The 13,344-nt window shown below is 71.6% G+C and carries 11 protein-coding genes; 5 read left to right on the forward strand and 6 right to left on the reverse strand.

Translation table 11 applies throughout. From position 1 onward, the window contains the following. Positions 1-66: 66 nt before the first annotated feature. Positions 67-885: an IclR family transcriptional regulator gene (locus FHS29_RS33050; protein ID WP_184697954.1), complete on the forward strand. Its 819-nt coding sequence runs from the start codon at positions 67-69 to the stop codon at positions 883-885. A 517-nt stretch (positions 886-1,402) separates the two neighbouring features. On the opposite strand, the gene FHS29_RS33055 is transcribed toward FHS29_RS33050, so the two are convergent. After that, a complete protein-coding gene (locus FHS29_RS33055) occupies positions 1,403-2,410 on the reverse strand; it encodes an aldo/keto reductase (protein ID WP_184697957.1) in 1,008 nt (335 codons plus the stop codon). Between the two features lie 93 nt (positions 2,411-2,503). Between FHS29_RS33055 and FHS29_RS33060 the strand changes: the two genes are divergently transcribed. Continuing rightward, the gene (locus FHS29_RS33060) at positions 2,504-3,202 is read left to right on the forward strand and encodes a TetR/AcrR family transcriptional regulator (protein WP_184697959.1); all 699 of its coding nucleotides are present in this window, start codon (positions 2,504-2,506) and stop codon (positions 3,200-3,202) included. A gap of 7 nt (positions 3,203-3,209) precedes the next feature. Here the strand turns inward: FHS29_RS33060 and FHS29_RS33065 are convergent, their stop codons facing one another. The 4 genes from FHS29_RS33065 to FHS29_RS33080 form a co-directional block, all read right to left on the reverse strand. Then, complete coding sequence (locus FHS29_RS33065; protein ID WP_184697962.1) at positions 3,210-5,648, reverse strand: MprF family protein; 2,439 nt, start codon at positions 5,646-5,648, stop codon at positions 3,210-3,212. Further along, the gene (locus FHS29_RS33070; RefSeq protein WP_184697965.1) at positions 5,645-6,940 is read right to left on the reverse strand and encodes an alpha/beta hydrolase; all 1,296 of its coding nucleotides are present in this window, start codon (positions 6,938-6,940) and stop codon (positions 5,645-5,647) included. Before FHS29_RS33070 ends, FHS29_RS33065 begins: the two co-directional genes overlap by 4 nt. A 207-nt stretch (positions 6,941-7,147) precedes the next feature. Beyond that, positions 7,148-8,314 carry an alpha/beta hydrolase family protein gene (locus FHS29_RS33075; protein ID WP_184697968.1) on the reverse strand — a complete coding sequence of 389 codons (1,167 nt, stop codon included), beginning with the start codon at positions 8,312-8,314 and terminating at the stop codon, positions 7,148-7,150. Positions 8,315-8,407: 93 nt separating this feature from the next. Next, positions 8,408-9,181 carry a MerR family transcriptional regulator gene (locus tag FHS29_RS33080; protein ID WP_184697971.1) on the reverse strand — a complete coding sequence of 258 codons (774 nt, stop codon included), beginning with the start codon at positions 9,179-9,181 and terminating at the stop codon, positions 8,408-8,410. A 210-nt stretch (positions 9,182-9,391) separates the two neighbouring features. Here FHS29_RS33080 and FHS29_RS33085 point away from each other — a divergent pair, with 210 nt between their 5' ends. Continuing rightward, positions 9,392-9,712, forward strand: a complete 321-nt coding sequence (locus FHS29_RS33085; RefSeq protein WP_184697974.1) for a YciI family protein — start codon at positions 9,392-9,394, stop codon at positions 9,710-9,712. A 4-nt stretch (positions 9,713-9,716) separates the two neighbouring features. Further along, a complete protein-coding gene (locus FHS29_RS33090; RefSeq protein WP_184697977.1) occupies positions 9,717-10,943 on the forward strand; it encodes an RNA polymerase sigma factor in 1,227 nt (408 codons plus the stop codon). On the opposite strand, the gene FHS29_RS33095 is transcribed toward FHS29_RS33090, so the two are convergent. Further along, positions 10,940-11,881 (reverse strand): hypothetical protein, encoded by a 942-nt coding sequence (locus FHS29_RS33095; protein WP_184697980.1) that lies wholly within the window; start codon positions 11,879-11,881, stop codon positions 10,940-10,942. The genes FHS29_RS33090 and FHS29_RS33095 overlap by 4 nt on opposite strands. Positions 11,882-12,111: 230 nt before the next feature. On the opposite strand from FHS29_RS33095, the gene FHS29_RS33100 reads away from it, so the two are divergent. After that, positions 12,112-13,326, forward strand: a complete 1,215-nt coding sequence (locus FHS29_RS33100) for a M23 family metallopeptidase (protein ID WP_221457058.1) — start codon at positions 12,112-12,114, stop codon at positions 13,324-13,326. Positions 13,327-13,344 lie beyond the last annotated feature (18 nt).

The raw sequence follows: 13,344 nt of genomic DNA on the forward strand, positions 1-13,344 counted from the left end.
ATCGCTCCGGGCAGTGGTGCGTTGTGTCCCATGGGTTCGGTGGGGGCGGATAGGGTGAAGGGCACCATGGTTGAGCAGGACGGATCACCTGAGCGCGGTGCCCACTACGTGCAGTCGTTGGAGCGGGGCTTGGCGGTGATCCGTGCGTTCAACGCTGCTACGCCTGCCTTGACGCTGACCGATGTGGCCAAGTCGACCGGGCTTACCCGGGCGGGGGCACGGCGGTTCCTGTTGACGCTGGCCGACCTCGGCTACGTGCGCACGGACGGGAAGTACTTCTCGTTGACTGCTCGGGTGTTGGAACTCGGGTACGCCTTCCTGTCCAGCATGTCGTTGCCGGAGGTCGCCCAGCCGCACCTGGAACGGCTGTCCGGCGAGGTTCACGAGTCGACCTCCGCATCGGTGCTGGACGGTTCGGATGTGGTCTATGTGGCTCGGTTCGCGGTGTCGCGGATCATGGCTGTGTCGATCACCGTCGGTACGCGGTTCCCGGCTTATGCGACGTCGATGGGACATGTGTTGCTGGCCGGGTTGTCCGCCTCGGAGTTGGACCGGTATTTGGACAGCGTGCGGTTGGAGCCGTTGACGTCGCACACCATCACGTCGGTGACCCTGCTGCGCGCCGAGTTGGACGAGGTGCGTGCTCAGGGGTGGGCGCTGGTGGACCAGGAGCTGGAGGAGGGGTTGCGGTCGGTGGCGGCTCCTGTCCGTGATCGGGCGGGACGGGTCGTTGCGGCGGTCAACGTTTCCACGCACGCCAGTCGCACCACGGTGGAGCGGATTCGGCGGGAGATCGTGCCGCCGTTGTTGGCGGCTTGTGGCGGGATTGAGAAGGACTTGGCTGCGGACGGTGGTGGCGCGGCCTCCGGCGGTTGGTCGAAGTGATGTCGGCGGGTCAGGGTGCAGGCGTGGACCTGGGCCTGGGTTTGGGCCTGGGGTTTGGGCCTGGGCGGGAAGTCCGGGGTCGGGACAGTGCTCGGGGTCTGAGGCGTGGGATCAGAGGGGGCGGGGTCCAGGGCCGAGGGGCCGAGTCCGAGGGCCGCGAGGCGGGGTTCGGGAGTCCGTCGGGTCTGGAGTCCGGCGGCGGGTCAGGGTTGTGCGTGAGGCGAGGGGCGGCGACGGTGGGCTGGGTCGCTTTGAGCCGGGGGTTGCCGGGGTGAATGCGACCGCGTCGAGGTTTTCTCGAAGGGGTGGTCGTCTTGCGTAGCGTTCCCGACGACCGTCCAAGACCTGCTTAGGGCTGGGCACCTTGCTTCGTGGTTCCTCTGCGGTGGTCTCCTGGCGTAGAAACCCGAGGACGGCAGGGGTGCGGTGGCTGGCGGGACGCGGTGGCAGGTTGGGTTGGGTCAAGGCGGCGGGTTGGGTTGGGTTGGGGAGCGGTGTCGGGGGACGTGCCTCGGGGTTAGCGCTCGCTGTCCAGGTCGTTCATCAGTGGTGTGGCGTAGCGGCTGCCGGCGGCGGCTGTGGCTGGGACGGCTTGTTCGATCGCGGCCAGGTCGGCCGGTGTCAGGGTGAGGGTGGCTGCGGCCAGGGCCTCGGTCAGGCGGGGACGGGTTCGGGCTCCTACCAGGGGCACGATGTCGTCGCCTTGGGCTGCCACCCAGGCGATGGCGGTTTGGGCGACGGTGGCGTTCTTGGTTGTCGCCACTGTTCGCAGGGCCTCTACCAGGGACAGGTTCCGGTGCAGGTTGTCGCCTTGGAACCTGGGGCTCATGGTGCGGAAGTCCTGGCCTTGCAGTACTCGGTCCTGGCTCCAGTGGCCGGAGATGAGGCCTCGGGACAGGACGCCGTAGGCCGTGATGCCGATGCCCAGTTCCCGTGCGGTGGGCAGGATCTCCGCTTCGATCCCCCGGGAGATCAGCGAGTACTCGATCTGGAGGTCGGCGATGGGGTGGACGGCCTGTGCCCTGCGCAGGGTTCCCGCACCCACCTCGGACAGTCCGATGTGGCGGACGTGGCCCGCCTGCACCAACTCCGCGATGGCGCCCACGGTGTCCTCGATCGGCACGGCCGGGTCCAGGCGGGCCGGGCGGTAGATGTCGATGTGGTCCGTGCCCAGCCTCTTCAGGCTGTAGGCGGCGAAGTTCTTCACGGCGGCCGGCCTGTTGTCGTGGCCCGACCAGCCGCCGTCCGGGTCTCGGAGGGCGCCGAACTTCACGCTGACCACCGCGTTGTCGCGGGTGCGGCCCTTCAGGGCTTCGCGGAGCAGCAGTTCGTTGTGGCCCATGCCGTAGAAGTCGCCGGTGTCCAGCAGGGTGACGCCCGCGTCCAGGGCGGCGTGGACGGTGGCGATGCCTTCGGCCTCGTCGGCCGGGCCGTACAGGTCGGACATGCCCATCAGGCCGAGGCCCAGGGCGGAGACTTCCGGGCCGGACCTGCCCAGGGTGCGGGTGGGGAATGGCTTGGTCATGGCGTGATCCTCGGGTTGGTAGCGGTGGTAACGAGGCCACGTTAGCACTGGATCGTTATCGGTGCTATCCCCTATCGTGTTAACGTTGTTCTCATGGCCGAGGTGAAGACCGGTACCACTCGGGCGCGGATCATCGCCGCCGCTGCCGAGCTGCTCGCCGAGGGTGGGATCGACGCCGTGTCCACTCGGGCGGTGGCGACGGCGGCCGGGGTGCAGGCGCCCGCGCTCTACCGGTTGTTCGGGGACAAGCAGGGACTGTTGGACGCGGTGGCCGCGCACGGGTTCGAGCGGTACCTGGCGACCAAGCGGGAGGCGCCGGCCGGTGCCGATCCGGTGGACGACCTGCGGCGGGGGTGGGACAGCCACGTCGAGTTCGGGTCGACGCACCCCGCGTTCTACGTGCTGATGTACGGCGTCCCCCAGCCCGGGCGGCGGCGGGCCGCGGCGCGGGAGGCCCACCGGATCCTCCTCGGCATCCTGGAACGGGCGGCCGAGGCAGGCCGGTTGCGGATGCCCGCCGAGGCGGCGGCGAGCATCGTGCACGCCGCCGCCACCGGCGTCACGTTGAGCCTCATCGCCGATCCGTCGGGCGACGGCGACCCCGACCTGTCGGCGCACACCAGGGAGCTGGTGCTGGCCGCGGTCACCACCGGCGAGCGGTCCGATCAGGACGCTTCGCTGTCCGCCCGCGCGCTCGCGCTGGACATGACGCTGAACCGCCAGACCCACCCGCTGACCCCGGCCGAGGCCGCCCTCCTCCGGGACTGGCTGCGCCGGCTGGCCACCGGCTGAGCACCGGTCACCGCGCGCGGGAGAACCGTCCGGTGGCGAGCATCCGGGCCAGTCGCATCCCCTGCCGCACGCTCATGCCCGGCAGGTAGGCGCGGCCCACCGCGTTCGCGATCCGGGGCAGTGCGGCGGGATCCGGGTAGGCCATGAACATCGGGCGGTACACGGGCTGGAACTTCGCCTTGAACGCGAACAGCGAGCGGAAGCCGTACACCGGCTCCAGGACGTGCCCGGCGAAGTCCAGCAACCGCTGCAGTCCGCGCGGCTGCACCCCTCGGTCGAGCCTGGCCAGAGGCGCGCCGGACAGGCTCAGGAACCCCGCGCCCTCCTCCTTCAACGCCGTGGCGGCCGACGCGATGAGGAACTCCATCGATCCGGTGAACGCGCTCCCCCGCCGCCGCATGAAGTCCAGCGTCCACCCCACGACGTGCCCGTCCACGTACACCGGCAGCCAGCTGGTCACCCCGTGCACGGTCCGGTCCGCGTCCACCGCGATCAGGCACCGCACGCCCTCGCCGGACAGCTCGTCCAGCCCGCCGAGGGTGAAGCCCATCTCGGGCAGTCCCTTGTCAGCCACCCATTCCGCCGAGATCGACCGGATCTGGTCGGTGAGTGCGGGCGGCGCTTCTGCGTAGTGCCACCACTCGGCCGTGATGCCCTGCTTGGCCGCCTTGTTCAACGCCGTGCGCACGTCCTGCCACTTCTTGCCGGTGAACCGCAGGTCCGCCAACGGGATCACGGTGTCCTCGGCGACCTGCACCGCGTGCCAGCCCAACGGCGCCACGTCGTCGCGCAGCTCCTCGCTGATGCTGTACAGGCACGGTGTCCAGCCTTCGTGCGCGCAGAACTCGGCGAACCCGCGCACGGCCTCCCGGCACGCGTCGGGCGGACCGATCGGATCGCCCACGGTCAGCGCGATCGTCGCCACCACCCGGTAGGCGACGACGGCCCGGCCGTCGGGGGTGAACCAGTACCGGTTGCCGCGCCAGGTCGTCATGTACGACAGCGACGTCCCGCCGTGCCGCAACATCAGTTCACGCGCCCGCAGTGCGGCGTCCGCGTCCTCCACGACCCTTGCGCTCCACGTGGCCCGGAGCAGCGCGTACAGAACCACCAGCCAGAACACCACGCCCGTGTACTGGAACAGCACCAAAGCGATCAGGTCGTCCGGCCGGAACGGCATGGGCACGAGCCCGAGGTAGCCGGGCGGCAGGAACCGCGCGGGCAGATCCGCGAGCAGGTCGCCGAGGCCGGGTTGCGGCAGGAACTGCTCGCGCGCCAACCATCCCCCGAGCACGTACACCGTGCCCAGCCCCACGAACCCGCCGACGGACACCGTCCAGAACCGGCGCACGGGCGTGGACAGCGGGAAGTGCCGTCGGGTGGCCAGCAGCACGACCACGATGCCGAGCGGCAGCAGGAACGGGATGCAGTACTCGACCAGCACCCCCGGCGTGACCAGGGCGTCCCCGAGCAGCACGGCTTCCCACACGTACCAGCCGATCAGCCCTGCCATGGCCATGTTGAGCACCAGCGCGGACCACCACGCGAACCGCCGCCCCCGCCGCAGTCCTTCGGCCAGCACCAGAAGCAGCAGCGCGGGCATGACGGACATCAGCAGCGCGGGCAGTCGGTCGTACACGGCCTGCGTCTCCAGCGCGCGGCACAGTTCCACGAGTTCCGGGTCGGCGCAGTAGGAGGCGATGGTGGCGGTATCCGGCTGCGGCACCGCGAGCACGTCCGCGAACCACGACAACGGCCCGTCCGCGTAAGGCGACAGCAGCACCACCACAGGCCCCAACGCGGACGCGGCAAGCAGCAGCGCGACGAGTACGCGGGTCTCCTCACGCGACGGCGGCACGGGCGCGGGACGTCCGCGCACCGCGACCACACCGATCACCAGCCCGACGATCCCGCCGCACAGCCGGAGCACGTCCTCCAGGTATCCCGAGTACAGCGCCAGCACGAGCAGGCCGAGCACGACGAGCAGCCGCACCCGCCGACGCCACAACGGCGACAGCCGGAAGCTCAACGCCAGCGCCAGCCCGACCACACCCGGCGAAGGCCCGACCGCGAGGTCGTAGTTCAGGTACGACAGCCAGCTCCAGGCCGCGCCCGCCTGCACCAGGCCCGCGCCCGCGAACGCCCCGAGCACGTGCGACACGACGACCAGCCCGAGCGTGCGGACGGCGCCGAACTCCCGTTCCGCGACCGGTCCGAACAGCAGCAGCAACACCGTCGTGGCCAGGTACCCGGCCAGGTTGGCGCACCACAGGGCCGAGGTGACCGCCGTCCACAGCGGTGAGGACACGCCGAATCCCACGGTGTCCAGCAGCTGCTCGGACGGCCCGGACCACAGGCTCCCGGTGGCCGCGCCGAGCGTCCACAGCACCAACAGCGCGCCGGCGGTGCCGGGCGCGCGGCCGACCACCGCACCGAGCCGGTTCACCGCGCCAAGCCCGTTCGCCCGGCGAGCCAGGGCAGCGAGTCGTAGAGCCCCGGCCGCCACACGTTCCAGTCGTGCCCACCGGGCAATTCGACCCAGCGCACGTCCATCCCCGCCCGTTGGCACGCCTCGAACACCTTCCTGTCCGCATCGCGGTAGTACGGATCCTGTTGTCCGGCCACGACGACGCCCGCCGTGGCCGGGAAACGGGTGGTCGCCATGATGTCCACCGGGTTGACCCGCCGGAACGCCCCGGCGTCGCCGCCGAACAGCTCCCGCACGGTGTCCGCGCGGGAACCCAGGGTCGGCTCGCCCTGGCCCGAGATGTCGATGAACGCCGCGTACACGTCGGGTGCCCGCACGGCGAGTTGCAGGGCGCAGGTGCCGCCCTGCGAGAAGCCCGCGATGGTCCACGCGGTGCGCCGCTCGTCGACCTGGAGCCGCTTCCGGATCCACCTGGGCACGTCCCGCGCCAGGTAGGTCTCCACCTTGCCGTTGCGGCTGTCCAGGCAGGCCGGGTTGGCGAGCATCGAGCCGAGCTGGTCGGGCATGACGACGATCGGCGCGAGCCCGCGGTGCCGGGCGGCGAACGCGTCCAGCCGTTGCACGAGTTGACCGGCGTCGAGCCAGTCCCGCGGCGTGCCGGGTTGTCCGGCGAGCAGGACCAGCACCGGCAGGCGCGGCCTCGGGGTCGCGGCGTAGGCGGGCGGCAGGTACACCCAGGCCGGCCGCGGCCGGTAGTCGGTGCTCGACGGGATCGGTGCCTCGGAGACGGTGCCCTTCGCGGGCGGCCCGACGGGCGGCTGCCACACATCGGCCAGCACCTTGCCCTCGGGCACCGCGACCTCGGTCGACGCCGGCCGCGCCGCCAGGTCCAGATCGACGGTGTCGGCCACCAGCGGTCCCAGCGCCGCCCGCACGTTCGGGTACTGGCCGTAGTGCCCGTTCACCCACGACAGGCCGCTGAGCAGCACCAATGCCACTGCGAACACACTCAACGACCGCGCCCGCCACTGCGCGCGCCGCCACTGCGCCACGACCAGCACGACCGCGAGCGACACCGCGCCCAGGCCCGTCGGCACGGAGGTCGGCAGCGGTTCCGGGAACGGTCGCCACACGACGTTGACCACGAAACCCACGGCGGCTGCGAGCCCGGCGCAGGCCACCACGGCGATCGAGACCACGCGGAAGCGGCGGACGCCCACCCCGAGGCACACCAGTGCGGCGACACCCGCCACCGTGGCAGCCACCGGAACGGGTCCGCTGATCAGCGAGAGGTCGAGCGGGCTGGTCATCGGGTTCCTGTCACATCGGTGCGATGCGCCCAGTCCACCCCGTGACCGGGGTCCGCCACATCGGACCAACGGCTCGCGGCCGTCCGCCCGAGGAGTGAAGAACCATCAGACCGAGGTCGTACAACCCGGTCGGCCGGTGGTTACCGCAGCTCTGTCCACTGCGGCCCGCCCGCACGCCGGTGCGGGCGGGCGGACGGGCCACAGTGGCTAGCGGCGCAGGTGCCGGTCGAAGAACGATCCGACGATGCCGCGCACGAGGGGCACGGACCGCGTCGGGGCGATCGCCCCGACCAGCTTCACGCGGTCCGCCTCGGTCATCAGGCCGGCGGCCTGGAACTGCGGGGCCATCGCGGCGAAGTCGGTGAACACCCAGTGCGTCGCGTCGGTGACTTCGCGGTGGGTGGTCCGTCCGCCGTGAGCGAGCATCGCCGCCCACGAGCTGTCGTACCGCGCGTCGCGGTAGCCGTCCGTGCCCAGCAGGAGCAGGGGCCGGTCCACGCCGTTGCGCGCGATGGGCAGCAGTTCACCGGGTTGGCCGGGTTGTGCCGTCCCGTGGTCGAGATAGCCCTCCAGGTTCACGGCCGCGTCGATCCGCCGGTCCTCGTACATACCCTCGGCCGCCGTGGTGCCGCCCGCCGAGTGCCCGTACATGCCGATCCGCCGCAGGTCCAACGCGCGTCCGAGGTGCTTCGGCAACGCCTTCCCGTCGGCGTCCGGGTTTCCGCCCCGGGCCAGCACCTCCAGCCGGTCGAGCACGAACCCGGTGTCCGCGAGCCGGGTGTCGATCATCGCCCGGAACACGTCCGGGTTGGTGCGCGGGTCGGCCGGCAGGGCGATGATGCGGACCCGTCCGCCGGGGAACTCGACCTCGCTGGTCTCGCCGGGGTGGTCGAACGACACCACGACGTACCCGCGACTGGCCAGGTCCTCCGCCAACGCGGTGTTGACCGTGCGCGGGTCGGCCGCACCAGGGCTGTACAGCAGCACGGGCCGGCGGACCGGCAACGCCGGCGCACCGATGTGGGAGTGCGTCCTGGTGGCCGCCCAGTCCACACCGGACTTGGGCAGCTCCGGGTGCGCGTGGTTCACGTCGAGCCACGCGAACTTCTCCGCCGCGCCCGGTGTCATCTGCGGCGCGACCGGGTACGACCGCACGTCGTGCGCGGGGTAGAACACCGTGGCCATCAGCTCGCGGTTCCGGCCCACGGCGTCCGGCCACGGGTCGAGCCGATCACGGTCGACGAGGTGCAAGGTGGTGACGCCGACCCGGTGCGGCCCGGTCGGCGCGGGCAGCCGGACGGTGTCCGCGGCCTGCGCGACCCCTCCCCCTGCGATCAGCAGCGCGGCCGTCACGACGGCTGTTGTGCGCAACACGAGATCCCCCTTCGTTCTTCGGGCAGCACCGACCACGGTTCGTGGTCGGGATCCGAGGTGGCCGGCGGGCACCCCCCGTCCGCCGGTCACCGCCTAGCGCGCGGCCGAGTGCACCCGGCTCACGTAGTCCCAGAGGCCGTCGCCCAGGTCGGCGAGCGGCTGGTCGGGCAGCACGTCCCGCAGCACGCCGTGCCCGTGCTCGCGGAAGAACGTGCTCATCGACCTGAGGATCGCGGGATCGCCGCCCGCGAAGTCACGCCCGACGCCGGCCAGCCGGCGGCCCAGCTCCTGCACTTCCCGGTCGTCCACCGGGGTGTCCGCCCGGTAGTGCGCGATGATCCCGGCGAGCACCTGCGGCCACTCCGCGTCCAGCTCCTTGCGGCCGACCTCGCCGAGGCCCTCCGCCTGCCGGTCCAGGAACTCGCGCTGCTCCTCGCTCAGGTACTCGTCGAAGATGCCGGTGCAGCCCAGCAGGGACAGCAGGCTGCCGGAGTCCTGCTGCGGCGGGCCGTCGAGCTGGTCGAGCAGGCCCCTGGTCTGCCGGCGCAACGCTTCCAGCCGCCACATCTGGTCGTCCAGCTGCTCCAGGTGCCCGGAGAGCACCTCGCGCAGCGGGCCGTGCGACGGGTCGGCCAGCACCTCGCCGATCTCCTCCAGCGACATGCCCAGCCGCCTCAGCAGGCGGATCTGGTAGAGCCGCCGGAGATCGGGCTCGGTGTAGCGGCGGTGCCCCGAGTGGGTGCGCTCGCTCGGCCGCAGCAGGCCCAGTTCGTCGTAGTGGTGCAGGGTGCGCACGGTCAGGCCGGTGACCTTCGCCAGCGCGCCGACGCTCCAGCGCGGCTGCTTCAGGTGCTCGGTCCCGGTCATGCCATCGACTCTAAAACCTCACGTCGGGTGAGGTTCAACACCGGATCGGGCGACATGTCGAGAACGCCGGGCCGGCTTCGACTTCCCGGTGGAGACCACCATCCCGCCGGCCGTGACGGACATCGTGAAGGCGTACCGAGGGTGAGTGTCCTTTCCACGCGGTCCCGTTCGACGTAGTGGTGGAATACCACTGACGACAGGAGTCACCCCATGAAGTACATGCTGCTGATCTGCGCCGACCCGAGCCTGGACGCCACCGAGGGCAACCCGACCATCGAGCAGTGGCTGGACGAGGTCGAGGGCAAGCGGCTGGACGGCTCGCAGTTGCGGTCCCGGTCCGACGCGACCACCGTCCGGACCCGCGGCGACGACGTGCTGCTGTCCGACGGGCCGTTCGCCGAGACCAAGGAGCACATCGTCGGCTACGACGTGATCGAGTGCGCCGACCTGGACGAGGCCGTCCTCATCGCGTCACGGCACCCGGTGGCCCGGTACGGCGCGGTGGAGGTCCGGCCGTTCGTGGAGGTGTGAGCCGGTGATCGTCCGGGACGGCATCGCGGCGGTCTTCCGCGCCGAACGCGCCCGGATCGTGGCGACGCTGATCCGGGCGACCGGTGACTGGGACCTCGCCGAGGAGTGCGTGCAGGACGCCTTCGCCCAGGCCTTGGAGACCTGGCCGCGCGAAGGCGTCCCGCGCCGCCCCGGCGGGTGGCTCACCACGGCGGCGCGCAGGCGCGCACTGGACCGGCTGCGCCGTTCGGCGGTGGAGGCGACGAAACTGCGGGAGGTGGCGGAGTCGACCGGCTACGAGGACGACCGGGACGACGGCGGCATCGACGACGACCTGCTGCGGCTGATCTTCACCTGCTGCCACCCGGCGCTCACCCTGGAGGCACGGGTCGCGCTGACCCTGCGCACCGTGGCGGGCCTGACCACCGCCGAAATCGCGCGGGCGTTCCTGGTGGCGGAGCCGACCATGGACAAGCGCCTGGTGCGGGCCAGGCGGAAGATCCGGCACGCCCGCATCCCGTACCGGGTGCCACCCGCCCACCTGCTGCCCGAGCGCACCGGTTCCGTGCTCGGTGTGCTGTACCTGCTGTTCAACGAGGGCTACTCGGCCACGGCGGGTGCGGCACCCGTGCGGCGGCGGCTGTGCGCGGAGGCGATCCGACTGGCCCGCACCCTCGTGGCACTGATGCCGGACGAGCCGGAGGCGGTGGGGCTGCTGGCGTTGATGCTGCTGCACGACTCACGCCGCGAAGCGCGCACCGACGCGTCCGGCGAACTCGTGGCGTTGCCCGACCAGGACCGTTCGCGGTGGGACGCCGGACGGACCGGGGAAGGCGTGGCGCTGTTGGACTCCGCGCTGCGTCGGGGCCAGGCCGGTCCGTACCAGGTACAGGCGGCGATCGCGGCGTGCCACGCGATGGCCGTCGACGCGGAGTCGACGGACTGGCCACAGATCGCCTTGCTGTACGGGCAGTTGGCGAAGCTGGTGCCGTCACCCACGGTCGAGCTGAACCGGGCGGTGGCGGTGTCGATGGCGGACGGGCCGCGGGCCGGCCTGTACCTGGTCGACGCGTTGGCGGACGAACTGGCCGGCCACCACCTGCTGCACGCCACGCGGGCCGACCTGCTGCGGCGGCTGGGCCGGACCGCCGAGGCGGCGGTCGCGTACCGGGAGGCGGCGTCCCTGGCACCGACCGACGCCGAACGCCGTTACCTGGCGAGGAAGGCGGCGGAGCCGGCGCGAGCCGGCTAGGTCCACTCCCAACCGATCCCGAGCACGCCGGGCTGCACGTCCCTCGCCGTCAGGTGCACCATGCGACCCGGCGTGAGGTTCACGTCGTCGCCGTGCAGCAGGGGCGCTTCCGCACCGACCTGGGAGAGTTCGAAGCAGCGCACCGGCAGCTTGGGCTCGGTGAAGTGGACGCTGAGCACGAAAGTGCCTACCGGGTAGCGGAAAGCGCGGCGGTAGTCCACCGCCTCGGCGCCCTCGGCGATGGTGAAGCGGTACTCCAGCAGGTGGGTCTGGCCGACCCGCAGGGTGTGGTCGAACAGGAGTTCCACCGCGATGACCGGAGCACGGGGGTGGCGGCGGACCCGTCCCAGGCGGCAGTTCCGCAGGGCCTCCGCCGTCAGCGCGTCGGGCGGGGTGCCGGGATCGCCGCAGTAGACCGCTACGTGCCGGTCGGGGTGGCCGTCGACGGCGCGCAGCACCTGCCTGGTGCGGACCTCGCGGATCACGCCGTGCGCGTCCACGGCGGCCGCGTCGTCCTGGGACCACAGCCGCAGATCGCCGTCGGACGGGCCGACGAGGGCCTCCACGGTCTCCGCCAGCGACTGCGCGGGCTCCAGCAAGCGGCCGTACCGCCGGGTCTGCCGCTGCCGGTTCACCCACCGGCCACGGGGACGCGGTGGGCCGAGCAGGGCTTCCAGGGAGTGGCGGGGCACGCCGACGATGGCTTCGATGGCCTGCACGGCACGCAGCGAGTCGGGGCGTTCCGGGCGGCTGCGACCCAGCCGCCAGTAGCTGAGCGTCGAAAGGCTGACGTGGATGCCCCGGCGGTCCAGGCGGTCGCGGAGGCGTTCCAGGGTCAGACCGCTGCGTCCGACGGCGGCGCGCAGTGCCTCGTGGAACGGGCCGGTGCGCAGCAGCACGTCGACCTCGTGGTCCGCGTCGGGCGGTCTGCCTGTCATCGAACAAACCCCCTCGACTGTGGAACAAAACAGTCTAGGAGCCGGATTGCGCCCGGTATGCCCGACGAACGTGGGTAGTCCTCCACAGTTTTGTGGTTCCGTTCCACAGTCGTGCCGCGCTGCCCGGACGCGACCTTGACCCGGTCCGACCGCCGTTATGTCATCGGCGCGGCGGCCTCCTGCAACGGCTGCCACTCCCTGCCCGTGTGCCGACTTCCCCTGGAGGGCACATGTTCCACCCGAAGTCCGCGCGGCGGTTCGCCGCGCTGTTCGCGGCGGCTGCCGCCGGTCTCGCGGTGCTGATCGCACCGCCGACCGCCGCCGCCGGACCCACCGAAGCCGATCTCGCCGCCGCCGTCCGCGCCACCGTGCTCCAGCAGCACGGCGAGGCGCTGAAGCGGCAGTGGGGCACGCAGTCCCTGCGCGAGCCGCTGTTCGAGCCGACCCGGACCGCCGGGTCGTGGGTGTTCGGCAGCACGACCGTGCCGATGGTCTACGGCCAGGAGCACGGCGCGCCGCTGATGGCGCTGTTCCTGGCCCGTCGCGACCGGCTCGCCTGGCGGGTCGAGCTCGACGGCACGGCCGGGTTCGCCGAACTCGCCGCCCAGGCTCCGACCGCCGTTCTCAGCGAGGGCGAGAAGCGGACGTTCGCGAGCCACCATGACAACCGCGCCGGAGCGCTCGCGGACACCGGGCTCGGCCTGCCGTGGCCGCAGGGCGTGGCGTGGTGGATGGGCGGCGGGCCGCACGGCAACAGCGGCAACGCCCGGCCGTTCAGCTCGATCGACTTCAACGGCGGCGACGGGCGCGTGCTGTCCGCCGGGAACGGCCGCGTCTACAAGAGCTGCATCGTGGGTCGTAGTGCGCTGGTGAAGGTGGTGCACGACAACGGTTACAGCACCACGTACTACCACATGTACGACCTGACGACGCTGGCCGACGGCAGTGCCGTGCGCACCGGCACGTACCTCGGGCACATCGGCAACGAGCTGCCGTGCGGTGGTTCCAGCACCGGCGCGCACGTGCACTTCTCGTTGCTGCGCGGCAACGCCCACATCAGTGTCAACGGCATGACCATCGGTGGCTGGACGTTCTACGAGGGCTCGCAGGCGTACGGCGGTTACGCGCAGCGCGGTTCGGCGCGCGTGAACGTCGGCGGCCGGGTCACCAACTACGGCGGTGGCGGCACCACGCTGCCCACCGGCACGGTGGACGCCGGTCCGAACAGCACCGTGAACCTCCGTTCCGGCCCCGGCCTGAGCTACGACTCCGTGGGCACGGTCGCCGACGGCGCGGTGGTGTCGATCGCGTGCACCGCGCGCGGTGAGGCGGTGGAGGGCGTGTGGGGCCGGACCGACCTGTGGAACCGGCTCCAGGACGGCAAGTGGATCAGCGACGGTTTCGTGGACACCGGCTCCAACGAACCGGTCGCGGTGGCCTGCTAGAGCGCGTGGGTGGGACCG

Source organism: Saccharothrix tamanrassetensis (assembly GCF_014203665.1).
GTDB lineage: Bacteria > Actinomycetota > Actinomycetes > Mycobacteriales > Pseudonocardiaceae > Actinosynnema > Actinosynnema tamanrassetense.

Coding starts and splice junctions, on each gene's coding strand:
- FHS29_RS33055 (WP_184697957.1), bottom strand. CDS start 2,410: ATGACCAAGCCATTCCCCACCCGCACCCTGGGCAGGTCCGGCCCGGAA.
- FHS29_RS33095 (WP_184697980.1), bottom strand. CDS start 11,881: ATGACAGGCAGACCGCCCGACGCGGACCACGAGGTCGACGTGCTGCTG.
- FHS29_RS33070 (WP_184697965.1), bottom strand. CDS start 6,940: ATGACCAGCCCGCTCGACCTCTCGCTGATCAGCGGACCCGTTCCGGTG.
- FHS29_RS33100 (WP_221457058.1), top strand. CDS start 12,112: ATGTTCCACCCGAAGTCCGCGCGGCGGTTCGCCGCGCTGTTCGCGGCG.
- FHS29_RS33085 (WP_184697974.1), top strand. CDS start 9,392: ATGAAGTACATGCTGCTGATCTGCGCCGACCCGAGCCTGGACGCCACC.
- FHS29_RS33050 (WP_184697954.1), top strand. CDS start 67: ATGGTTGAGCAGGACGGATCACCTGAGCGCGGTGCCCACTACGTGCAG.
- FHS29_RS33080 (WP_184697971.1), bottom strand. CDS start 9,181: ATGACCGGGACCGAGCACCTGAAGCAGCCGCGCTGGAGCGTCGGCGCG.
- FHS29_RS33060 (WP_184697959.1), top strand. CDS start 2,504: ATGGCCGAGGTGAAGACCGGTACCACTCGGGCGCGGATCATCGCCGCC.